At 70.4% G+C, this 21565-nt stretch carries 21 protein-coding genes; 9 read left to right on the top strand and 12 right to left on the bottom strand.

The genetic code is table 11. From position 1 onward, the window contains the following. Window positions 1-19: 19 nt before the first annotated feature. The 4 genes from OG912_RS39700 to OG912_RS39685 all read right to left on the bottom strand — a co-directional run bounded on the left by OG912_RS39700 (window position 20) and on the right by OG912_RS39685 (window position 3456). Entirely contained in the window at window positions 20-250 is a 231-nt protein-coding gene (locus tag OG912_RS39700; RefSeq protein ID WP_327713877.1) for an acyl carrier protein, read from the bottom strand. 34 nt (window positions 251-284) lie between these two features. Beyond that, entirely contained in the window at window positions 285-1871 is a 1587-nt protein-coding gene (locus tag OG912_RS39695; protein ID WP_327713876.1) for an amino acid adenylation domain-containing protein, read from the bottom strand. 122 nt (window positions 1872-1993) lie between these two features. Continuing rightward, complete coding sequence (locus OG912_RS39690) at window positions 1994-2719, bottom strand: LmbU family transcriptional regulator (protein ID WP_327713875.1); 726 nt, start codon at window positions 2717-2719, stop codon at window positions 1994-1996. Between the two features lie 521 nt (window positions 2720-3240). Further along, window positions 3241-3456, bottom strand: coding sequence for an MbtH family protein (locus OG912_RS39685; RefSeq protein WP_326740927.1), 216 nt, complete (start codon window positions 3454-3456; stop codon window positions 3241-3243). Window positions 3457-4119: 663 nt separating this feature from the next. On the opposite strand from OG912_RS39685, the gene OG912_RS39680 reads away from it, so the two are divergent. The 4 genes from OG912_RS39680 (at window position 4120) to argB (ending at window position 8010) form a co-directional block, all read left to right on the top strand. Further along, on the top strand, window positions 4120-4866 hold the full coding sequence (locus tag OG912_RS39680; RefSeq protein WP_327713874.1) for a thioesterase II family protein: 747 nt from the start codon (window positions 4120-4122) through the stop codon (window positions 4864-4866). 98 nt (window positions 4867-4964) lie between these two features. Continuing rightward, entirely contained in the window at window positions 4965-5906 is a 942-nt protein-coding gene (locus OG912_RS39675) for an AfsR/SARP family transcriptional regulator (protein ID WP_327713873.1), read from the top strand. A 42-nt stretch (window positions 5907-5948) separates the two neighbouring features. Continuing rightward, window positions 5949-6977: an N-acetyl-gamma-glutamyl-phosphate reductase gene (argC, locus tag OG912_RS39670; RefSeq protein ID WP_327713872.1), complete on the top strand. Its 1029-nt coding sequence runs from the start codon at window positions 5949-5951 to the stop codon at window positions 6975-6977. Window positions 6978-7032: 55 nt separating this feature from the next. Continuing rightward, the gene (gene argB, locus OG912_RS39665; protein ID WP_327713871.1) at window positions 7033-8010 is read left to right on the top strand and encodes an acetylglutamate kinase; all 978 of its coding nucleotides are present in this window, start codon (window positions 7033-7035) and stop codon (window positions 8008-8010) included. Between the two features lie 271 nt (window positions 8011-8281). On the opposite strand, the gene OG912_RS39660 is transcribed toward argB, so the two are convergent. After that, on the bottom strand, window positions 8282-8926 hold the full coding sequence (locus OG912_RS39660; protein ID WP_327713870.1) for an FMN-binding negative transcriptional regulator: 645 nt from the start codon (window positions 8924-8926) through the stop codon (window positions 8282-8284). Between the two features lie 297 nt (window positions 8927-9223). Here OG912_RS39660 and OG912_RS39655 point away from each other — a divergent pair, with 297 nt between their 5' ends. Continuing rightward, entirely contained in the window at window positions 9224-10570 is a 1347-nt protein-coding gene (locus tag OG912_RS39655; RefSeq protein WP_327713869.1) for a lysine N(6)-hydroxylase/L-ornithine N(5)-oxygenase family protein, read from the top strand. An 83-nt stretch (window positions 10571-10653) separates the two neighbouring features. On the opposite strand, the gene OG912_RS39650 is transcribed toward OG912_RS39655, so the two are convergent. The 3 genes from OG912_RS39650 to OG912_RS39640 are packed head-to-tail and all read right to left on the bottom strand — an operon-like array spanning window position 10654 to window position 14157. Beyond that, window positions 10654-11496, bottom strand: coding sequence for a 4'-phosphopantetheinyl transferase family protein (locus OG912_RS39650; protein ID WP_327713868.1), 843 nt, complete (start codon window positions 11494-11496; stop codon window positions 10654-10656). A gap of 12 nt (window positions 11497-11508) precedes the next feature. Then, a complete protein-coding gene (locus OG912_RS39645) occupies window positions 11509-13377 on the bottom strand; it encodes a polyketide synthase (RefSeq protein ID WP_327713867.1) in 1869 nt (622 codons plus the stop codon). 33 nt (window positions 13378-13410) lie between these two features. Continuing rightward, window positions 13411-14157: an acyl carrier protein gene (locus OG912_RS39640; protein ID WP_327713866.1), complete on the bottom strand. Its 747-nt coding sequence runs from the start codon at window positions 14155-14157 to the stop codon at window positions 13411-13413. Between the two features lie 91 nt (window positions 14158-14248). On the opposite strand from OG912_RS39640, the gene OG912_RS39635 reads away from it, so the two are divergent. After that, a complete protein-coding gene (locus OG912_RS39635; protein ID WP_327713865.1) occupies window positions 14249-14377 on the top strand; it encodes a hypothetical protein in 129 nt (42 codons plus the stop codon). Between the two features lie 516 nt (window positions 14378-14893). Here OG912_RS39635 and OG912_RS39630 read toward each other — a convergent pair. Continuing rightward, window positions 14894-15355 carry a nuclear transport factor 2 family protein gene (locus OG912_RS39630; protein ID WP_326740937.1) on the bottom strand — a complete coding sequence of 154 codons (462 nt, stop codon included), beginning with the start codon at window positions 15353-15355 and terminating at the stop codon, window positions 14894-14896. Between the two features lie 225 nt (window positions 15356-15580). Between OG912_RS39630 and OG912_RS39625 the strand changes: the two genes are divergently transcribed. Further along, the gene (locus OG912_RS39625) at window positions 15581-16552 is read left to right on the top strand and encodes an aromatase/cyclase (protein ID WP_327713864.1); all 972 of its coding nucleotides are present in this window, start codon (window positions 15581-15583) and stop codon (window positions 16550-16552) included. Window positions 16553-16591: 39 nt separating this feature from the next. Here OG912_RS39625 and OG912_RS39620 read toward each other — a convergent pair whose 3' ends face one another. Next, window positions 16592-17413 carry an AfsR/SARP family transcriptional regulator gene (locus OG912_RS39620; protein WP_327713863.1) on the bottom strand — a complete coding sequence of 274 codons (822 nt, stop codon included), beginning with the start codon at window positions 17411-17413 and terminating at the stop codon, window positions 16592-16594. A 309-nt stretch (window positions 17414-17722) separates the two neighbouring features. Between OG912_RS39620 and OG912_RS39615 the strand changes: the two genes are divergently transcribed. Next, the gene (locus tag OG912_RS39615; protein WP_327713862.1) at window positions 17723-18478 is read left to right on the top strand and encodes a thioesterase II family protein; all 756 of its coding nucleotides are present in this window, start codon (window positions 17723-17725) and stop codon (window positions 18476-18478) included. Next, window positions 18475-19398: an AfsR/SARP family transcriptional regulator gene (locus OG912_RS39610; RefSeq protein WP_327713861.1), complete on the top strand. Its 924-nt coding sequence runs from the start codon at window positions 18475-18477 to the stop codon at window positions 19396-19398. The genes OG912_RS39615 and OG912_RS39610 overlap by 4 nt, the downstream gene beginning before the upstream one ends. A gap of 133 nt (window positions 19399-19531) precedes the next feature. Here the strand turns inward: OG912_RS39610 and OG912_RS39605 are convergent, their stop codons facing one another. Further along, a complete protein-coding gene (locus OG912_RS39605; protein ID WP_327713860.1) occupies window positions 19532-20398 on the bottom strand; it encodes an AfsR/SARP family transcriptional regulator in 867 nt (288 codons plus the stop codon). Window positions 20399-20774: 376 nt separating this feature from the next. Next, window positions 20775-21401, bottom strand: coding sequence for a ScbR family autoregulator-binding transcription factor (locus OG912_RS39600; protein WP_327713859.1), 627 nt, complete (start codon window positions 21399-21401; stop codon window positions 20775-20777). Window positions 21402-21565 lie beyond the last annotated feature (164 nt).

Genomic DNA, 21565 nt, shown 5'->3' with positions numbered 1-21565 from the left:
CGCCCTTGACCAGCCCGAACTATGAGGCCACCGCACCCTGGGATTCGATGTATGCGGAAATGGTCGCTATCGTCGGGTTGAGGAACATCTGATCCATCGGGACCTCGACGCCCAGCTCTTCCATGAAGGCACCCTGAATCCCGACCATAATCACGGACTGGCCGCCCAGCGCGAAGAAGTCGTCGTCCACCGATATGTTGTCGCGCTTGAGTTCCCGGCACCAGATGGCGCGAACCTCATCGGAAATCATCACAGCCCTTTCGGTTTTCATCAAGGTCCGTCGACTACGCCGCTGAGTTACTGCCGGCGAGCCGGCTGCGGCACGCGTCGGCCAGCGCCGCGCGGTCGACTTTTCCGTGCGGGCTCAGGGGAATGCGCAGGATGTTCACGAACCGGGCCGGAACCATGTTCCGCGGCAGCGTCCACAGCAGCCGGGTGCGCAGGTCGTCCTCGGTGAGGTCGGCGCCGGCGGGGACGACGAACGCGGTCAGTTCGGCCTCCCCGGAGTCGGTGTAGGTGACCACCACGGCAGCCTCCCGGACCCCGGCCAGGCGGCCGAGTGCGCGCTCGATGTCGGTGGGGTCGATGCGCATGCCGCGCACCTTCACCTGCGCGTCGATGCGGCCGAGGACGACGAGTTCGCCTGCCTCGTTCACCTGGCCGCGGTCACCCGTGCGGTACAGCCTGCGCGGGACGCCGTCGACCACGAGCGTCGTGAACTTCGCGTTCTCGGGGCCCGAGCCGTTGAGATAGCCCGCGCCCACGCCTGCGCCGGAGATGCAGATCTCGCCCTGCTCGCCCGGCCCGACCTCGCTCAGGTGCTCGTCGAGGAGGTGGATGTCGGTGTTGTAGGCCGGCCTGCCCACCGGTGCGATCTCGTGCTCGCCCGGCCGGTAGTCGCCCAGATCGTAGGAGGTGGCGACGTCCGTGCACTCGGCGACGCCGTACTGGTGCAGCAGGGTGCACGTATTGCCCTCGCGCCGCGCCCAGTTGGTGAGCCGCTCGGCCTTCAGCGCCTCTCCGCCGAACAGCACGTAGTCGAGCCGGGCGAGCGCGTCCCGGCCCCGCGCGGTCTCCCAGTCCACGAGCAGGTACAGCGTGCTGGAGGCGCAGTGCACGACGCGGATGTCGTGGTCGGTCAGCATCCGGTACGCCATCATGGCGTCGAAGTTCCGGGTGGCCATCAGGTACTGGGTGGCGCCGCAGAACAGCGGTGTCATCAGGGCGCGCTGGGAGAGGTCGAAACCGAACGCGCTGACGACCAGGTTGTGGGACCCGATGTGCAGGCCGTATTCGAGGCTCAGCCAGTTCATCAGGTTGAACCAGCCCTCGTGCCGCACCGCGGTCAGCTTCGGCGTACCGGTCGAGCCGGACGTGAAGACCGCGTAGCACACGTCGTCGCCGGTGACCGGGACGCCGGGGTCGGTGGCCGGGAGGCCCGCGAGGTGCTCGGCCAGCGGCGCCAGGTCGATGATGTCGACGTCCGCCGACTCCACCAGAGGGGCCGTCGCCGGGGAGGCGACGATGAGGGCGAGGCCGGGCACCTGGCTCAACAGCAGCTGGAGCCGCGCCGAGGGGTAGGCCGGGTCGAAGGGTACGTAGGCCGCGCCGGCCTTCAGCGTGCCGAGGATGGCGACGAGCATGTCGACCGAGTAGTCGAGACAGACACCCACCTTCGCGCCCCGGCCGTGCCCGCGCGTCAGGAGCAGGTGTGCGAACCGGTTGGCCTTGGCGTTCAGCTCCGCATACGTCACCTGCTCGCCGGCGTAGAAGACGGCGACGGCGTCGGGCGTGTTCCGCGCGTGTGCCTCGACCTGCCGGTGGACGACGGGCGTCGTGGGCAGGTCCACCCGCTTTCCCTGAAGGATCATCAACTGCTCCGATGTGAGTGGTGTCCGGTCGGACAGGCCGTCGGCGCACCCACCCGGGAGGGGGAGGCCCGCCGGCACGGCGTTCGGGCGATGCGGCGCTGGGAGCTGTCCCGGGACAGCCCTCAGGCGGTCCGCTGCTCAGGGGGCCGCTGATCGGCGGCTTCGAGGACCTGGGCCACCCATTTGTCGACGGGCATCCCGTGTGCGGCAGCGGCCTTCGAGTAGAGATCCAGCTGACCGGCGGACAGTTCGATGGTGAGCCGGGTGACCTTCTGCTTGCGCCGCTCGGCGGCGGCCGAGTTGGCGAGCTGGGGCACGTCCTGCTGCTCGGCGCCACCGCCCGGGGGGATCTCGGCCGTGTCGTTCTGCGCGGCCAGGCTGGCGCGCACCGCCCTGCGGAGCTCGTTGCGCGACCACTTCTGCTGTTCGGCCTTGCGCAGCCAGTAGTCCTGCTCCGGCGGGGACAGCCGGGTGACCTCGGCGTGGTGGGCGAAGCTGAGGCTGTCCCGCCTGCGGTGGTGCTCGAACCGGCGGGCCACCCAGGCGTAGTTGCGCAGGGTCTGGTAGTCGAGGCCGGTCCGCTCGATGGCCTCCTTGTACCGCCGCCACCCGTAGGCGGCCTCCCCGTAGATGAGCCAGTCGGCGAGCCACCACGCCGAGGAGTTCACGAGCTCGCGCAGATTGGTGCCGATCTGCTCCCAGGACCGCTCCGACAGGTTCTGCGGGAGGAGCATGCCCGACTTCTGCACCTTGGCCTGTGGCCCCACGAAGGACAGGACCACATCGCGTTGCACGGGCTCACCGCTGCTGCCCGCCGGCCCGGCCTTGGATCTGCTCGCGGTTCTCACGGCGCCGCTCACCATCTTCATCTCCCCACTCAGAGTGCTTGCCTGGGCGTAGACCGGTCACTCGACGGAGCGTGCGGGCGGCGGTCACTGTCGTTCCATTGCGCCGGCCCGCTCAGGTACGCCGCGAGCGCCGGCGAGAAGTAGGTGTGCAGGCCCACGAAGCCGAGCGCCGCGGGCCGCGGCGTGTTCCGTTCCAAGGGCCTTTCGTTTGGATCAGGCCGGATCAGGAAGCGGGGTCCGTTCGTGCAGCTGCAAGGCGGAGGAGGGAGTCGGATGGGGTCTCCCCTGCTTGGGCGAAGCCGAGAGCTTGGGGAAGGAGCATGGGCGACCGACGACAACGCAGGAGGGGGTCCCCCTGGTCGAGCGAAGCCGAGACCTCGGGGGAGTGCGTGCCGGACCCCGCGAGCCCGGCCTGATCCAGACGAGAGGCCCCCGGATGCCCGACCGAACGGGGGCGTCCCGGCCGGGCTCGTCGCGACATGGGTTCCGCCGCATCACGTGGCAAAAGCCCAGGGGGGCCTTCAGTCCGCGGCCATGGCCTCGCGCAGCGTCCTGGGGCGCAGGTCGGTCCAGTTCTGCTCGACGTACTCCAGGCACTCGGCCTTGGCCGCCTCGCCGAAGACCACCCGCCAGCCGGCCGGCACCTCGGTGAACACCGGCCACAGGGAGTGCTGCTCCTCGGCGTTGACCACGACGAAGAAGCGGCCGTCCTCGTCATCGAAGGGGTTCGTGCTCAACTGGCACCGTCCTTAACCGTCAACCGTCTTGGGGTAACTCGGGATGGGAAATCGTCAGGCTGCGCAGGGGACGGCGGCGGGCGCGGATGCGCCCATCGGTGGTGTCCTCCCGACAACCGCTCGGGCGTCCCGTGGAAGAGGACCCCCGGCGCCGGTAGCGAGCCCGGCGTTGCCACGTCACCGTAGGGATGCGAACGCCGGGCCAACAAGGGCGGTAGGGCGGAGTTCGAGTCGTTCTGGATCGGGTGCTCGACGAACCCTCTTTCGGAACCCGGGAGAGCCCGTTCGGCGCCCCGGCGGATGGCTCCGCGCATCCGAATGCCGCAAACGGCAAGGCCGGACCGGTCGGCAGGGCGCGGTACGCGAGAGGTGCCGACGGCCGCGTGAGCCGGTCGGGCGTGCCCCGGCTCCCGGGCGAAACAGGTGATTTCAAGCCCCTGGCGCGACACGTCGGCCCTGGCCGGCCGGACCCGCCTCCCGCCCCCGCGTCGAACGGCAGCACGTACCCGCCGGATGTCCGGCGCCCCGTTTCGGTGCCCGCGCGGCCCGAGAACCGCTCAAGAACGGCCACACCCGAGGTGGAGCCCGTCTGGTGCCCGCACCCGGGGGACCGCACACCGTTCTATGGTCCGGGGAAGCCAGGACCGACCCCGAGGAAGAGCGATGGACAGCACACGACCTGCCTTGCGCCTGTTCGTCCTGCACCACGCCGGGGGCTCACACCTGCTGTACCGTCACTGGCCGGCCATGCTGCCGGACACCTGGGACGTGCGACTGCTCGACGCCCCGGGCCACGGCCTGCTGCTCGACCGGCCGCAGATCGCTGACGCCGGCCGCCTCGCCGACTTCCTGCTCTGCCGTATCGCACCCCGACAGACCTCGCCCTACGCCCTGTTCGGGCACAGCATGGGCGCCCTCATCGCGTACGAGATCACCCAGCGGCTCGTCGACCGGGGGCTTCCGCTGCCGGTGTGGGTCGGTCTCTCCGGACGGCCGGCGCCGCAGCTCACGGGGCAGGGGCTCGGGTACCACGAGCTGCCGGACGCCGAGCTGCGCAGCCGCCTGAGGCTGCTCGGCGGCACACCCGACGAGGTCTTCGACGACCCCGACCTGTGGGCCGTGTTCGACCCGATGATCCGGGCGGACATGCGCCTGGTGGACACCTGGTGCCCCACTCCCGACCACGCTCCCCTGCCCGTGGCGCTGTCCGCGTACGCCGGCGTCGGGGACCACGCGGCGTCACCGCGGCGGATGGCCGGATGGGAGGAGCACACCGCACACTTCCTCGGCCTGCGGGTGTTCGACGGCGGCCACTTCTACTTCCAGAACGATCCCGCTCCGCTGCTGCGGCAGATCGAGTGGGACGCGACCGCGGCCCTGGACGCGGCGGGCGCGACGCGCACGTCCTGAACCATCGGCACTCGCCGGCCCCTGGCCGTCCGACGCCTGCAACCGACCGGCACGCGGGCATGTGAAGGGAAGAGATGCGGTTCTGCATTCTCGGTCTCGTGGAATTCCAGGACGAGCGGAGCGGCCTGCGGGTTCTCCCCACGGGTGCCAAACAGCGTGCGCTGCTCGCGGCCCTGGTGGTGAAGGCCGGGCACGACGTCTCCGCGCGGCGGCTCATCGACGAGCTCTGGGGCGTTCATCCGCCCGCCAACGCGGCGAACGCGCTGCAGATCCATGTGGCCCGGCTGCGCCGGCTGCTGTCCCGCCCGGCGGGCCAGGACGCCGATGAGAAGACGCGGCGCCCATGGATCGTGACCACCCCGCACGGCTACACCCTGCGGCTCACGCCCGCCGAAACGGACGCGGCGCGCTTTCGGCAGCTGACCGAACAGGGCCGTCGGGCCCTGCCCCACGCCCCGGGGCAGACCGGTGAGCTGCTGGACCAGGCACTGTCACTGTGGCGTGGACCCGCACTGCAGGGGAGCCTGCTCGGCGACATCTGCGCGGACGAGGCGGCCCGGCTCGACGAGCTCCGGCTGGCCGCCCTGGAGATGAGGTGCGACGCGTATCTGCGCACCGGGCGCCACGGCGAGATCGTCGGCGAGCTGGCGGAGCTCGCCACCCAGCACCCCACCCGGGAACGGTTCTACCACCTGCTGATGGTCGCCCTGTACCGCTGCGGCCGGCAGGCGGAAGCGCTCGCCGTGTACGAACGGGCCCGCCACCGCATCAGGCGCGAGCTCGGCGTGGAGCCCGGCCCCGACCTGCGCGACCTGATGGTGCAGATTCTCCACCATGACCCGGCCCTCACCGGGGCGGCGGGCCCCCGCCCGGCCTCCCCGGTGCAGCCCCGCAGGACGCCCGCACCGGCCGACAACACGGTGCGCCCCCTCCGCGAGGAGATGGACCAGCTGCATCGCCGCATCGAGAGTCTGCAGCAGGATCAGGACCAACTACTGCTCCGTTTCAGGGAGTTGACTGGAGCAACGCGCGGCGGGTGACAGCCGGACCGGTCGCGACCTATCTGCCAACTGGGAGGGTTCATGACAGTACGTGCAGCCGTGGCGGGAGCGAGTGGATACGCGGGGGGCGAGCTCCTCCGCCTGCTTCTGACCCACCCCGAAGTGGAGATCGGCGCGCTGACCGGGCACTCCAGCGCAGGACAGCGTCTGGGCACCCTGCAACCGCATCTTGCTCCGCTGGCCGGGCGCGAGGTACGGGCCACCACCGCCGACGCCCTCCAGGGACACGACGTGGTCTTCCTCGCCCTGCCGCACGGCCAGTCCGCCGCGGTCGCCGGGCAGCTGGGCGAGCAGACCCTCGTCATCGACTGCGGCGCGGACTTCCGTCTCGCCGACGCGAGTGACTGGGAGACGTTCTACGGCTCGCCGCACGCGGGCACCTGGCCCTACGGTCTGCCCGAACTACCGGGCTCACGCGCCGCGTTGGCGGGTTCGCGGCGTATCGCGGTGCCGGGCTGCTACCCGACCGCCGTCCTGCTGGCCCTCTTTCCCCTGTACGCGGCTCGGCTGGCCGAACCCGAGGCGGTGGTCGTCGCGGCGTCCGGCACGTCCGGCGCCGGCAAGGCGCCCAGGGCGGACCTGCTCGGCAGCGAGGTCATGGGATCCATGCGGCCCTACGGGGTGGGTGGCGGCCACCGGCACACCCCCGAGATGGCGCAGCACCTCAGCGCCGTGGCGGGCCGCCGGGTGGCGGTCTCCTTCACCCCGACCCTGGCCCCCATGCCCCGCGGCATCCTGGCCACCTGCTCGGCCGCGGCGCGGCCCGGGGTCGGCGCGCAGGACGTACGGGCCGCGTACGAGAAGGCGCTGGGCGACGAGCCCTTCGTACGGCTGCTGCCCGAGGGGCAGTGGCCCAGCACCGCAGCCGTGTACGGGTCGAACGCCGCGCAGATCCAGGTGGCCCTGGACCCGGCGGTCGGCCGGATCATCGCCATCAGCGCGATCGACAACCTCACCAAGGGCACCGCGGGCGGGGCCGTCCAGAGCATGAACACCGCCCTCGGTCTGCCCGAAGGACTGGGGCTTTCCACGATCGGAGTCGCACCGTGAGCCGCTGTTCGCCTCCGGCGTCTCTCCACCTCCACGAGAACAGCGAGTACGCCTCATGAGTGCTTCCCCCTATCCTCAGCCGGCTCTGCTGGAAACCCACCGCGACCGCCCCAGCGAGCGCACGGCCCTGTCCAAGGCCCATGCCCTCGTCGAGGCGCTGCCCTGGATCGCGCGCCACCACGGCAAGACCGTCGTCATCAAGTTCGGCGGTAACGCCATGGTCGACGCCGAACTGAAGGCGGCCTTCGCGAAGGACATCCTCTTTCTGCGGCATGCCGGCCTGAAACCCGTCGTGGTGCACGGCGGCGGCCCGCAGATCAGCGCCCAGCTCCAACGCCTCGACCTGCCCTCCCAGTTCAAGGACGGCCTGCGGGTCACCACCGACGAGGCCATGGATGTCGTACGGATGGTCCTCGCCGGGCAGGTGCAGCGCGAGCTCGTCGGGCTGCTCAACGAGCACGGCCCGCACGCGGTGGGCATGACGGGCGAGGACGCCCGTCTGATGACCGCTGTCAGGCGCTATGCGCAGACGGACGGCAAGTCGGTGGACATCGGCCGGGTCGGCGAGGTCGCCCGCGTCGACGCCGGGATCGTGCGGGACCTCGTCGACAACGGACGCATCCCCGTCATCTCCTCCATCGCCCGGGCCGAGGACGCCAAGGATGCCGCCAGGGGCGGTGTGTTCAACGTCAACGCCGACACCGCGGCCGCGGCCCTCGCCGCCGCGCTCGACGCCGAGGCCCTTCTCATCCTCACCGACGTCCAGGGCCTGTACGCGAACTGGCCGCACAGCGACGAGGTGATCCCCCGCCTCACCGCAGGCGAACTGGCCGGTCTGCTGCCCGGGCTGGCCGCCGGGATGATCCCCAAGATGGAGGGCTGCCTGCACGCCGTGAACAACGGGGTGCGCACGGCCCGCGTCATCGACGGCAGGATCAAGCACTGCGTCCTGCGGCAGATCTTCGACGGCGAGAGTGCCGGCACGGTGGTCGTACCGGACGACGGTGCGGGCTTCGAGGCAGCGACGGCATGAGCGAGGGCGTCGGCATCACCGGGGCGGACAACGCGGCGATGCGACGCCGGCCCGCCGTCGGCGGGCACCATGACGGACACCTCCGGCACGCCCCGGTTGCCCCCGGTGCGAGGCCGGGTCAACCGGGTCCGGGACACGGAGGGCTGCTGTCGGGGACCGGCGGGCGACCTTGCGGCCCGCTGCGCAGGCCACCGTCAGAGGCAGTGCGCCGATGCCGGCGACCTGGTCACGCAGGGATCGGCGCCGCCTGACGGCGGAGCCTGCGGGGACGTCAGGACAGCCGGCCTATCAGCTCGGCGGTCTCACGCCTGTACGTGCACGCGCTCTGCCCGAACGCCTCCTGCACGCGAGCCCGCACCTCGCCCGGCTGCTCCTGGCTGAGCTTGAACATGCCCTCGGCCCCGGTCACCTTGAGCCGGAAGGCCCCCACACCGGGCAGGATCTTGCGGAAGTAGTCGAGCGACCCGTCCATGTCCCAGCCGTTGCCGAACGCCCCCTCGAAAGCCCGCACCGTGGACTGCACCACGCCCAGCGTCTCCTCGGCCGAGTCGATCTTCTCCACCACGCCCCGGACGTGCACCGCGGTGAAGTTCCACGTCGGGGCGGCCGGGGTCACCTCGTACACCGTGGGCGACACATAGGAATGCGGACCGGTGAACGTCAGCAGCAGGACGCCGCCCGTCTCCAGCGCCGCCCAGTGCGGGTTCGCCCGGTTCATGTGCCCGAGCAGCGTGACCCCGGGCAGCTCGCCGGACCAGTCAGCGGCCGTTTCGGGGTCGAAGATGACCGGCAGATGCGTGGCGAAGGGACCGTCCTCGTCAGTGCCGTTGGCCACCGAAAGCGCCAGTGGATTATCACGGATCAGGTCGACCATCCATGAATTTTCCGGCTCACGGTAAAAGCTGGGAACGAACATCCGGATTCACCTTTCCAGCAATTGACTCAGGGCATGGCTCGGCCCGGTTCACACCTGAGCGCATTACTCCGGATACCTACAGAATCGGCCGCACCACACGGATACAGGAAATCATCGCCGACCCTACAGCCGTCCCGCCGACGGGACAACGATCGCGAATACCGAGCACCTCGAGAAACGCTTGAAAGGTCTTCATGCCGTCTTCAAGTTGCTTTTGAGACACTCTGGAGAGCGACACTGCAGAACGGTCTCTCGGGTCATCGGCCGAGTTTTCCAGACGCAAGCGGGAGAGTTTTTATGGGCATAACGGGCAGGCGCCATCAAGAGATCTACGACTTGGTCGGAATCGGGTTCGGCCCGTCCAACCTCTCGCTCGCGATCGCGTTGGAGGAGCATGGGGCGAGCGCTGCACAGCATCCGGTCAAGTCCCATTTCTTCGAGCGGCAGCCCACCTTCGGCTGGCACCGAAACATGTTGCTGCCGTCGACAACCATGCAGATTTCGTTCCTGAAGGACCTGGTGACCTTCAGGAACCCGCTGTCCCGGTTCAGCTTCGTCTCGTATCTGCACGCCGCGAACCGGCTGGTGCAGTTCGTGAACAACCAGGACTTCTTTCCGACCCGGCACGAATTCCACCAGTACCTGGAGTGGGCGGCCGCAGGCCTCGACAACCAGGTCACTTACGGAGCCGAGGTCATCTCGATCCGGCCCGTCGCCGAGAACGGAGCCAAAGCGCCCGACCTTCTCGAGATCGAGGTGCGCGAAAGCGACGGCAGCACCCAGGTGGTCACCGCACGCAACGTGGCCATCTCGACGGGCCTGGTACCGCGTCTGCCGGAGGGCATGACGGCCGACGAACGGGTGTGGCACAGCTCGGAGTTCCTGGGCAGATTCAACGCACACGCGCCTGAGGACCTCAGGAGCGTGGCGGTGGTCGGCGCCGGCCAGAGCGCGGCCGAGATCACCCGGTTCCTCTACGACTCGCTGCCGCACGCCCAGGTCTCCGCGGTCATCCCGTCGTACGGCTACTCCGTCGCCGACGACACCCCCTTCGCCAACCAGGTGTTCGATCCCGGCGCGGTCGACGAGTACTTCTTCGGGACCGATCAGGCGAGGGACGCGTTCTGGCGTTATCACCGCAACACCAACTACTCGGTGGTCGACGCCGACGTCATCCGCTCGCTGTACCAACGCGCGTACGACGAGGAGGTGCGCGACAGCCGACGGCTGCACTTCCGCAACCTGACCAGGGTCACCGAGGTCAAGCCCGCCGGCAACGGAAAGCGGGTGGTCCTGCGCTCGCTGCTCGACGGCCGGACGGAGGAACTGGGCGTCGACGCACTGGTCTTCGCCACCGGCTACGACTGCGTGGACCCGGCGCGCCTGCTCGGCGACTTCGACCAGCTCTTCCAGCGTGACGCGGCGGGCAGGCACCGGGTGGAGCGCGACTACCGTCTCGTCCCCGCGTCGGGACTGACCTGCGGGGTCTATCTCCAGGGCGGCACCGAGCACAGCCACGGTCTGTCGTCCGCGCTGCTGTCGAACATCGCCGTACGCAGCGGCGAGATCGCCGATTCGATCATGCTGGGGCGCGCCGAGCGGGAGCTGGAACGCCCCGTGGAGGAAGCGACCGCGACCGCCTGATACGCGGCTGCGCCGATGAGTGGGCCCCGATGCTGTGCCGACAGCACCGGGGCTCTGCGCGTGCCGGCTGCCGAGCGCCGCGGTCACACGAGGATCCGCGCCGGTTCGGGCAGGGCGATGAGCTGCGGCACGCCCCTGCTCCAGGGGAAGCCGTGGTACAGCTGGAGCACCGCGGGCGCCCCCGGGTCGATGATCACCGCGACGGCGGCCAGGATGTCGGGCGCCGGTTCCAGTTCCAGGAACCGCCATCGCTGGGCGCCCTCGACGGCGTTGTCGGGGGGCTGGAATCCGAGCACTCCGTCGTCCTCGGCCAGCTCGAAGACGAATGAGTCGAAGGGCAGGCCGAGCCCCAGCCCGAGCGCCTTGGAATACGCCTCCTTGAGCGTCCACAGGCGCAGCACCCGCCGGTCGCGCGGGCGGCCGGGCGGGACCTGCGTCACCCAGTGCCGCTCCTGCGGCGCGAAGGTGTCGACGATGGTGTTCAGCCCCCGGGCGCCACGGTCCAGGCGTTCCACGTCCACGCCGATCCGGTGGGCGCGCACCATGCCGAGCAGGTTGTGCCCATGGGTGTGGGACAGGTTGAAGTCCAGTTTGTGGCCGCCTCGCAGCATCCCTTCGGGGGGCCTGCGGAAGAACGGCCGACCGCGGGTCGAACGCCAGATCACAGCCTCCGACTCGGGCACGCCCGTCTCCAACGCCAGCACGCGCCGCACCAGGAGGTGCGCGATGACGTACTGGTGGCGGTCCTGCTCGAACAGGAACCGCTCGGCGAGCTCGCGCTCCGGCGCGTCCAGCCAGGCGTCGGCCAGGGTCTCGGCGAACTCGGCGGCCAGTTCCTCGTTGGTGCAGAACCACAGCTTGACCGGCGCGGGGCGGCCCGGCTCACCGGGTCCGGCGGACCCGCCCAGGATTACGTTTCCGCTCATCCGCTCATCCGCTCATCCGGTGGGCTCCGTCGCCGCACCGGCCTCCCCGGCGCTCCCCTTCGGGGCACCGGTGACAGGTGCGCCGCCCAGCCACATCGGGCGGCGCAGGAACACCGAAGGGGGCAGCGGTACGACCATGCCGCCGGCACCGGTGCGCTGTTCGAGGGCGGCCCAGTCGATGGGCAGCCCGGCCAGCCACAGTCGGGTCACCTGCTCAAGCCGGTTCCCCCGCCACAGCGCGGCCAGGTAGTCCCGGGTCTCCGGCACCCCGGCGAGGGCGTAGCGGTCGTCCGCCCCGCCGCGCAGGTCGGCGGTGCGGATGCGGCTGCCGCGCGCCGCCGATGGATCCGCCACGAACTCATCGAGTGATGCGATGAGTTGGGGAAGGTCCCGGACGATCAGCGCCAGCCGGAAGGGCAGCGCGGCGCGCCCTGCGCGCAGCGCACGGGCCAGCTCGCCGAGCGCGGGCAGCGCGGCGGGGCCGTCTCCACGGTCGCCGGACGCGGCGGGTGCCAGCCAGTCGGCGAGGCGCGCGGCGAAGGCGGTGAGGTGGGCCGGGGTGGGTGCGGACAGCAGGATCAGCTCGTCGCGCGCGGCGGCCTTGCGGTCCTGCTCCGGGCGTGCGGAGCTCTCCCCCGAGGGCAGGTACTCCTCCAGTACGCCTGTGATGCCGGGCCCCTGTGCCTCGGCCGGCTCCACCACGGCTGTACGGGGCAGCTCCCGCCCCCGTGCGTCGAGCGGCCGCGGCCAGGCCGCGGGGGCGGCCCGCTCTCCGGTGGGTGCGAGGACTCCGGCGCGCAGCTGAAGCACCGCGGCGGTCAGTGCCGCGATCCCGGTGGCGGCCCCGGCGTCACCGATGCGCCGCAGGGTGGTCTCGTGGGTCTCGCGCAGGACCGTGGCGCGGCCTGCCGCGTCGGCGGGCACGGACGGGGCGGGGCCGCCGACCACGGTCTCCCGCAGCACGGCGTGCACCTGGTCGCCGTCGGCCAGGGCCCGGTCGAGCGGCTTGAGCACGACGGCGCCGACCCCTTCGCCGGCCGCGTCCCGGCTGCGCGAACGGTGCAGCAGCAGTTCGACGCCTCCGGCCACGGCGGCCGCGCACTCCCCGCGCCGCAGGGCGCCGACGGCGAGGTGCACAGCATCGAGGGCTGAGGTATCGGCGCTGTCGACCGCCTGGGCGGGGCCACTGAGGCGCAGTCGCCGGGCGAGGCCGACGGCGAGGTCACGGTGGCCGCTGTTCGGCATCTCCCGGCAGCCCCGGGCCCAGCCCTCTGCGGCGAGAAGGGCGTAGTCGGCGGCGCCGACCCCGGCGAACACGCCGACCGCACGCGGCCTGCCGTCGGGCCCGGTGAGGGAGTCGAGGCGGGAGCCGGTGCAGCCCGCGTCCTCCAGGGCCTCCCAGACGATCTCCTGGAACAGTCTGGCCTGCGGGTCCATCAGTGCCGCTTCGGCGGGGGTGAGCCCGAAGAACTCCGCGTCGAACCCGGCCACCTCGCCGAGGAAGTGACCGCGTCGGCCGGGTTCGAGCGGCGATCCGCCCGGCCGGTGAAGGGGCCCGGTCGACGAGGTGTCCCGGCCGTCCCGCAGGTTCTGCCAGTGGGCGAGGAGATCGGCTGCCAGGGGGTAGCGCCCGGCGATCCCCACGATCGCGTACCGGTCCGTGGCGGATGCGGCGTCGGCGCCGCCCGCTTCCCGCGCCTCCCGCACCGTGTGCACCACCGGCTCGGGCGCCGCGTCCGCGGTCGGCGGCGCGGTCCGCGCGAGGACGGCCGGTACGGACGCGGCGACACCGACGGACATCAGTGTCGTGAGGATCCGAACGGCCTGGCCCCGTTCGAGGCTTCCCCCTTTGAAGCTGGTGAGTACGTCTCGTTCGTCCATGAGATCCGGTCGTATGTCCATGGGTTCCGCCGCTCAGTGAGTGCGCGACAGCAGGGCGACCGCGTCGTCGATGGACAGCCACCCGGCGCGCACCGCGTCAAGAAGGGCGCCGATGCCGAGCGGAGCGGCCCCCGGCACCTGCACGCCCATCGCGGCCGGCATGACCTCGGGGACGTGCTGCGGCGGTTCGACCGTGGCGATGTACGCCGCGAGCGCGCCGAGGTCGGGGTGGTCGTAAAGGATCCCGGCGGGCTCGCGCAGCCCGTAGACGCGGTTGACGGCGGCCACGAACTCCGAGGCGACGACGGAGTCGACGCCGAGCAGCGTGAAGGGGGTGTCGGTGCGGATGTCCCAGGCGTCGCAGCTCAGGATGCGGGCCAGCTCCTCGCGCAGCAGCTCCGCCACCGCCGCGATGTCGACGCCGTTCACGTGGGACGGTTCCGAGTCCTGCGGCAGTGACTGGGCGGGGGCGGGCCGCACGGCCGCGGGCGCGCCGTGCCGGATCACCGTGCGCGCCAGATGACGGGCGAGCGCCGCAGGTGTGGGGTGGTCGAGCATGACGTCGGCCCTGACATCGGTGCCGTAGTGGCTGTTCAGCGACGTGACGAACTGGACGCACAGGATCGAGTCGAGGCCGAGCAGCCGGAAGGTCTCCTCGGGGTCGATACGGTCCGGCGCGATGCGCAGCACATCGGCGAGGACCACCAGGAGTCCGCTCAGCAGCCGGTCGTGCCCGGGTTCGGCGGGAGTTGTGCGTGAGAACCGGAATTCGTCGTGCATGAGTTGGCTCCAAGGGTTCCGTTCCACAGGCCGCCGGTGAGGCAGCGGTACGTCCCGCCTCGCGGGTGTCCGCCCGCTCACGCCGGTCCGCGTGAACTGTGTGAACTGTGAACTGTGTGAACTGCCCGCGTGGTGCGCCCTCCGCGCCGACCTCGGCGGCCACTTCCCCCCACAACTCGTCGACCAGTACGCCAGAACCTTCCAGGGCTTCGACGCCTGAGGCAGACCGGGTTCTCGACCGAACGCCGAACAGCAAACAGGGTGAACGGTTCGCCAATACCAAACCGTACTCGCTGTTTTAGCAGAAAGCCACGCGGATCCCAGACGCTCCAGAAGATCTCAAGCACCGAATACAGGCACATAAAAGAGAATCAACAATGGCAAATACAGACATTCTTCGCCGGCGACATCTCAAACCGGGGCGGCCGTTTATGCCCTGCAGTGCGCCATCCGGCGATCCGTAACGCCTGTATACATGAGCGGCCTCCGCGGGGGCCGGCAGGAGCTCTCCGCCCAAGACCGGCAGGTGGTCACCGGTGGCGGGCCCTCAAGGACTCCCCCGAGAACGTCAACGCGCCCGCCTGCGTCGGGGGCGACGGCAGACGGGCGCGGACCGGAGGATGTGCACGGGTCACTTCAGGCAAGGGGCCACACCGGGTCCCCTGCGCCATGCGGAACATCGAGTTCAGCTGTGGTGGTCGTCCACCACCTCACAAGGGCCCCCTCGGCCCGGCGGTCACGCCAGGTCGTCCCGGGTCACCCGGCGGTGCGCGGTGCGCCACTTGCCGCGGGCGCGGACCAGGACGTCCTCCATGACGCACACGTACAGGATCTTGGAACTGCCGCCGGTCGGCGTGGCGTACACCAGGGCCGAGCACCGGGTGTGCAGCGACCCGTCCGCCTGGGGCTGTACGTCGAGCATCCCGACCCAGTGGTTGAGGCGGTTGCCCGCCCGTCGCTGGCGTGCGGCGCCGGCCCGCACGTAACACGCGAGGCCGACCCGGGCACGCACCGGCTGGGCCGGGGAGGGCAGCTCGAAGATGGCGTCCTCGGTGAAGGTGCCCGCCCAGCGCTCGGAGTCGTGCGCGTCCAGGATCTGCATCTGGTGCGCGTAGAACTGCTGCACCTCCACGTACAGAGCGGCGAACTTCTGACTCTCACGGGTGCGCTCGGCGGGGTCCACCAACTCGACGGTCATGATCTCGGTCTCCGTTTCCGTCCGTGCATGGGGCGGTGAGGAACGCCGAGCGGGCGCCGGCACACTCCGGTGAATCCGAGCTCGGTCCAGGCAGTCTCCCGGGCACGGATCGAGCCTCCTTCGAATACTCCTCAAGCGCCTGCGTCGAAGGTGGAGACCATGGGGTCGCGACAGCCCCGGCCCGACGACCAGGAGGTGCGATCAACGGTGATGTCTGGTGAGCGTGTGCACCGTACGCGACACTCGGTCGAGGTGGCCGCCCCGGCCGCAGTGGTCTACACCCTGCTCGCGGACGCCCTGCGCAGACCGCTGTTCTGCCCGCCCGTGCTGCACGTCGAGCGCCTCGACTTCGACGGACCCCGGGAGCGGCTGCGCTCGTGGGAGAGCGCGCGGGGTGACATCAGGTCCTCGATCTCGGCGCGGGTCCAGCACCCGCACGAGCGGCGCATCGAGTTCTTCCAGCTCAAGCACGACGCACCGGTCGAGACGATGGGCGGGGAGTGGACCGTCGAGGAAGCCCCGGGCGGGCGCAGTGTGGTGACGGTACGGCACGAGTTCACGGTCGTGGGCGACCGGCCCCACGACGTGGCCCGGGTCGGCCTCGTCACCGACGACAACGCCCGGGCCGAGCTGGAGAGTCTGCGCCGGGTCACCGAGAGCGACCTCGCACTCGACGACCTGGTGCTGTCGTTCGAGGAGTCGGTACGGGTGAACGGGCCCGGCGAGCTGGTCTACGACTTCCTGTACCGGGCCGCCGACTGGCCCGGCCACGTGCCGCACGTGCCGCGTCTCGAACTGACCGAGTCCACCCCCGGGGTGCAGGTCCTGGACTACGACGTACTGCTGCCCGACGGGGTGGTGCGCACGGCGAGCTCGGTCCGGCTGTGCTTCCCGCACGCCGGGCGGATCGTCCACAAGCAGACCGTGCCGGCGGCGCCGACCGCGGCCGCGCACATCGGGGAGTGGTCGGTGGTGCCCGACGAGCACGGGGTGCGCGTGATCACCCGGCATTCGGTGCTGCTCGACGAGAACGCGGTGCGGGGCCTGCCGGCCGGAGTCGGGCAGGCCCGGCTCGGTCTGCGGGAGGACATCCGGCGAATGTCGCTGGCGACCATCGAACTGGCCGGGCGCCACGCGGAGTCGGCGGTACGGACCCTGCCGCGGCGGCCGGCGCGGGCCGGGAACCCGCTGCCGTAGACGTGGCGCCGGCGGGGGCGCCCGCCGGTCGCCTGGAGGTCAGGCGGCGTAGAGGTCGAAAGTCGAGGCGCGCCGCTCGCCCGCCACCACGTCGAGCGCGGGATCGACGGTGAGCATCATCTGGTGCAGCCGCTGGAGCTGCGGCGAGGGCTCCACGCCGAGCTCGTCGATGAGCCGCCTGCGCAGTCTGCGGTACACGTCGAGCGCCGTCGCCTGCCGTCCGGAGCGGTACAGCGCGAGCATCGCCTGGGAGTGCAGACCCTCGTGCTGCGGGTGCCGGGCGATCAGGTCCGTCAGCTCCGCGTTGAGTTCGGCGTGCCGGCCCAGCCGCAGATCGGCGTCGATGCGCCGCTCGACCGTACCCAGGCGCGACTCCGTCAGCCGCATGATCTCGATGGAGAGGATCGAGCCGGCCCGTACGTCGACGAGGGGCGGCCCGTTCCACATGTCGAGGGCGCCTCTGAGCAGCGCGGCGGCCTGTCCGTCCTCACCCTCCTCGAAGGCCCGCTGGCCACCCGCTACGAGCTTCTCGTAACGGTGCAGGTCGACGGATTCGGCCGGGATCTGCAGGACGTACGCACCGTGCCGGGTGGCCAGGACCTCCTTGGCGTTGCCGGGGGCGTCGGGGCCCATGGCGGTGCCGAGGTGGCGGCGGAGCTGAAGGACGTACGTCTGCAGCGTGGTCAGGGCGCTCTGCGGCATGTCGGCGCCCCACAGCTCCTCCATGAGCGTGGCCACCGGCACGATGCGCCCCGGATGGAACGCGAACAGCGCGAGGAGCTGACGCGGCTTGCTTGCGGTGGGCACGATCGAGACTCCGTTGACGGAGGCGCTCAATGGCCCCAGAACCTGAATCTCCACGGTTTCCTCTCGTACCCCATCGAGTGGCGGCCTTGCCTGTCGGCCCATCGAGTGGCGGCCTTGCTCCCCGGAACGCTAGACCTGTTCCCGGCCATTGCTCCCGCTGCTGGATTCATTCTCAAGTAACCTTGTACACAAGGGTGTTGGGGTCAAAATGCCTAGGCTTGAGGATGCATACAGGCCGGTTCGAGGCCCACTCGCGGAAGCGGTCGCGGCGGCCGGGAAACGGATAGGTTGCCAACCCCCTGCGTCGTCCCGGTACCGCTGTCATCGGGCCGAACGCCAGAGTGTCTCGTCGATGGAGTCTCCATGCAGAAGGCCGAAGAGCTGGAGCTGCGCCTGTTCGTGTTCCACCACTCCGGTGGTTCGCATCTGATGTACCGCGACTGGCCGTCCTGCTTCCCGGCCGGCTGGGACGTGCGGATCCCTGACGCGCCGGGCCGCGGCCCACGCGACGGCCGCCCCCCGCTGAAGGACATCGGCGTGCTGGTCGAGCACTTCCTGCACGAGCTGGACGACGGGCTGACCGGCCACTTCGCCTTCTTCGGGCACAGCCTGGGCGGGCTCGTCGCGTACGAACTGACCCGCCGGCTCATCGAGGCGGGCCGCACCCCTCCGGTGTGGCTCGGCATCTCGGCACGCGGCACCCTGCTCCCCGACGGGGACGGTACGCGCCGCCACCTGCTGAGCGACGCGGAGTTGCGCCGGGAACTGGCGGCGATGGGCGGCACGGCGCCGTCGGTCCTGGACCACCAGGAGCTGTGGGACCTGTTCGCGCCGACCATCCGCGCGGACCTCCGCATCAGCGAGACCTGGCGCGCCGAGCCCCTCACCTCGCCGCTGCCGGTCCCCCTCTCGGTGTTCGGCGGCACACAGGACCACATCTCGCCCCCGCACCGCCTCGACGGCTGGGCCAACGCCTCCACCCGCTTCATGGGCATGCACCTGTTCGAGGGCGGCCACTTCTACTTCCAGGACCGGCTGCCGGAGGTCTCCGAGCGGATCCGGAACGACGTGCGCCTCGCCCTGCTCCTGGCCAGGGCGCCGTCCGGGGTGGCGCGATGACCGTCCTCGACCTCGCCGCACCCGCCCCGGTACGCGGCCAGGTGACCGAGTTCCGGCTGCTCGGCCTGGTGGCCGTGCACGACGGGGCGACCGGGGCGGGCATCGTGCCCTGCGGCCCCAAGCAGCGGGCCCTGCTCGCCACCCTGGTCATCCACGCGGGCGAGCTCCTTTCCGTGGACCGCCTGGTGGAGGAACTGTGGGGCGACCGGCCCCCCTCCAACGCGCCGAACGCCCTTCAGACCCACGTCGCCCGGCTGCGCCGGCTGCTGCCCTCCCCGGGCCATACGTGGATCAGCACCCTGCCCACCGGATACCTGCTGACGCTGGGCCACGCCTCGACCGATGTGACGCGCTTCGCCCTGCTGTCCGGGCGCGGCAGGGCGGCGGTCCCCGAAGACCCCCGGTACGCGATGCGACTCCTGGGCGACGCCCTGTCGTTGTGGCAGGGCCCGGCCCTGCAGGACAGCCGCCAGGGCCCCATCTGCACGGCGGAGGCGGACCGGCTGGAGGAGCAGCGCCTCACCACTCTGGAAGCCTTCTACGAGGCGAGCCTGAGCTGCGGCAAGGACGCCGAGATCACCTCCGACCTGGAACGTCTCACCGCCGACCATCCGCTGCGCGAGCGCTTCTACGATCTGCTGATGGTCGCCCTGTACCGGGGCGGCCGGCAGTCGGAGGCACTCGGCGTCTACGAACGCGCGCGCCGCCACCTCGTCACCACCCTCGGCATCGAGCCGGGCCCCCCTCTGCGTTCGCGCATGGAAGCGATTCTCAGCCACTCCCCCACGCTGCTCGCATCGCGTCCGCGCGCCCTCGACCTGACATCGGAGATAGCGCAGCTCCAGGCCCGGATCGAACAACTGGTGCGGGACCAGGAGGATCTGCTCCGCAGGATTCAGGAAGAGCACGAGAGCCGTTAGCTCCACCGCCGGCGCGGGCCCGAACCTCACACGCACAGCAAAACGCCCCTCGCACTTCCGAAGAACCGGTCTCAGTCTTCGGAAGGGGGAGGGGCGCAGACGGTCGGCGCACCTCGGCCGCGGGATGCGACCGTCAACCGACTCGTGCGAGTCGATCCCGCGGGCCACCGCTGACGGCTCCGGTCCGTGCGATGTGGGGGGTGGGTTCGCTGGCCTGGATCATGGTCTGCTGCAACCGCCGCAACCCGGCCGACGGCTCAAGGCCCAGGTCACGTACCAGCGCCTGCCGCAACCGCTGATACACACTCAGCGCCTCACTACGACGTCCCGACCGGTAGAGGGCCAGCATGAACTGACCGTGCAGAGCCTCGTGCGTGCGATACCGGCTCACCAGTACCGTCAGCTCACCCAGCAGCTCACGATGCCGCCCCAGCCGGAGATCAGCCTCGATCCGCTGATACAGCGCACACAGCCGCGCCTCCTCCAGCCGGCACACCTCCACCTCCAGCTGCGCCCCCACCCTCACATCCGCCAGTGCCGACCCGCCCCACAGAGCCAGCGCCTCACGCAAGGAACGCGCAGCCCCCGCGAAGTCCTCCCCGTCCATGGCCCGGTACCCCATGCCCGCAAGCCGATCGAACTCGCGTACATCACTCGAACCGCCACCACCCCGCAGCAGATACCCGCCCGGAGCAGTCACCAGCACATCCTTCGCCGACACCGGCCCCTCAGGTCCCGCACCCGAAGCCACACCCGCACGACCGGACTCCAGGGCCGCACCGATCAGCTCACGCAACTGCAGCACATACGTCTGCAACGTCGTCCGCGCCGATCTCGGCGGACGCTCCCCCCACAACTCGTCAACCAGCAACCCCACCGGCACCACCCGGTCCACATGCAACGCCAACAACGCCAGAACCTTCCGAGGCTTCGGCGCCGAAGGCATCACCGCAACACCATTCACCCTCACACCCAACGGACCCAGAACATCAATATCCACGCCGTCAATCCCCCTGATCGTGTGTGGCCTGTATCGAGCACAAGCCCAGTAAAAAACCAGCGGTACGGTTTGTCAATACAGACGCACCCCATCGCGCCTTGAGTGTCCCTGGGGTCCGCGGGAGGCCACACCTGCGTCCAACTGGACATTTACACTGGTCAGATGGGGTTCACGGAGTAAACCGTCGCCGACCCTCAAGGAGTGGGGGATCTCCCGGAGATCCAGATAAACAGCTGCCACAGTCGGTTTGATGATCAGCTTTCAGCCGTGCCGGACCCACCCGAGTGCGGCCGGCACGGCCCGGAGCGGTGAAACGTCGGGTGCCCCGCCGGACCATGTCCAGCGGGGCACCCGACGTCCCGGCACCTGCAACGCCCTACACCCCGGGCGCCCCGCCCTTGGATCCCGACGCGACAAGGACGTCGAGGCGCGAGGGTTCCGCGAGCCTCGGAAGGATCAGCCGCCAGAAGCGAGTGAGAGGGGCATGCGACAGCCACCACTCGTCCTGCCTGCCCAGGGTCTCAAGGCCTGCCGTGACCGCCACCAGGGCCGTCGCGGCATCCTGCGCCGTGCCCTCCGACGCCAGGGCGCCCTCCCGGTCGGCCTGCCCCAGGGAGTCCTCCACCCACCCCTGCCACTTGTCGCGCAGACCGGCGGCCACCCTTACGCGCTCGATGCTGTCACTGAGGCCGAACCCGGCGCGCAGAACCACATCGTCGTCGAGGGCCTGGACGAGGGCGTGCGTGACATCGATCAACGCCTGGAGGGCGTCATCGGCCTGTGGCCGGGTGATGCCCTCCAGCCGCTGTACCGCCGCCTGGCCGACCGCCTCCGCCAAGGCCGCCTTGCTGGTGAAGTGGAAGTGCAGCGCACCGCTGCTCACCCCGGCCCGCTCGCTGATCGTGGACAGCGAGGCCAGTTCGTAGCCTTCGCTGTCGAACAGCGCGGCAGCGGATTCGATCAAGGCGGTGCGCGTACGTACCGCGCGATCCTGTTTGGCCATCAGAGGGCTCCGGTGGTGCAGAGAGACGGGCATCTGGGGTGAACTTCGCCGGTGAAGGTGTCTGAGCGCGCTCTCTCGTCGGGGACTTCTTTGAGATCATTTGAGCACACACACAACGTGGCCCCCCGGCCGTCGCGCCGGGCACCCCTGGAACACTAACAAAC

The sequence above is a fragment of the Streptomyces sp. NBC_00464 genome (assembly GCF_036013915.1).
Taxonomy (GTDB): domain Bacteria; phylum Actinomycetota; class Actinomycetes; order Streptomycetales; family Streptomycetaceae; genus Streptomyces.
Note: the sequence above shows the minus strand (reverse complement) of the source record. Positions and strands in the feature narration are given on the sequence as shown.

Excerpts from the sequence above, each read along its gene's own strand:
- OG912_RS39700 (WP_327713877.1), bottom strand. The coding sequence starts at position 250 with ATGATTTCCGATGAGGTTCGCGCCATCTGGTGCCGGGAACTCAAGCGC.
- OG912_RS39695 (WP_327713876.1), bottom strand. The coding sequence starts at position 1,871 with ATGATCCTTCAGGGAAAGCGGGTGGACCTGCCCACGACGCCCGTCGTC.
- OG912_RS39680 (WP_327713874.1), top strand. The coding sequence starts at position 4,120 with ATGGACAGCACACGACCTGCCTTGCGCCTGTTCGTCCTGCACCACGCC.
- argC (WP_327713872.1), top strand. The coding sequence starts at position 5,949 with ATGACAGTACGTGCAGCCGTGGCGGGAGCGAGTGGATACGCGGGGGGC.
- argB (WP_327713871.1), top strand. The coding sequence starts at position 7,033 with ATGAGTGCTTCCCCCTATCCTCAGCCGGCTCTGCTGGAAACCCACCGC.
- OG912_RS39660 (WP_327713870.1), bottom strand. The coding sequence starts at position 8,926 with ATGTTCGTTCCCAGCTTTTACCGTGAGCCGGAAAATTCATGGATGGTC.
- OG912_RS39655 (WP_327713869.1), top strand. The coding sequence starts at position 9,224 with ATGGGCATAACGGGCAGGCGCCATCAAGAGATCTACGACTTGGTCGGA.
- OG912_RS39650 (WP_327713868.1), bottom strand. The coding sequence starts at position 11,496 with ATGAGCGGAAACGTAATCCTGGGCGGGTCCGCCGGACCCGGTGAGCCG.
- OG912_RS39645 (WP_327713867.1), bottom strand. The coding sequence starts at position 13,377 with ATGGACGAACGAGACGTACTCACCAGCTTCAAAGGGGGAAGCCTCGAA.
- OG912_RS39640 (WP_327713866.1), bottom strand. The coding sequence starts at position 14,157 with ATGCACGACGAATTCCGGTTCTCACGCACAACTCCCGCCGAACCCGGG.
- OG912_RS39630 (WP_326740937.1), bottom strand. The coding sequence starts at position 15,355 with ATGACCGTCGAGTTGGTGGACCCCGCCGAGCGCACCCGTGAGAGTCAG.
- OG912_RS39615 (WP_327713862.1), top strand. The coding sequence starts at position 17,723 with ATGCAGAAGGCCGAAGAGCTGGAGCTGCGCCTGTTCGTGTTCCACCAC.
- OG912_RS39610 (WP_327713861.1), top strand. The coding sequence starts at position 18,475 with ATGACCGTCCTCGACCTCGCCGCACCCGCCCCGGTACGCGGCCAGGTG.
- OG912_RS39600 (WP_327713859.1), bottom strand. The coding sequence starts at position 21,401 with ATGGCCAAACAGGATCGCGCGGTACGTACGCGCACCGCCTTGATCGAA.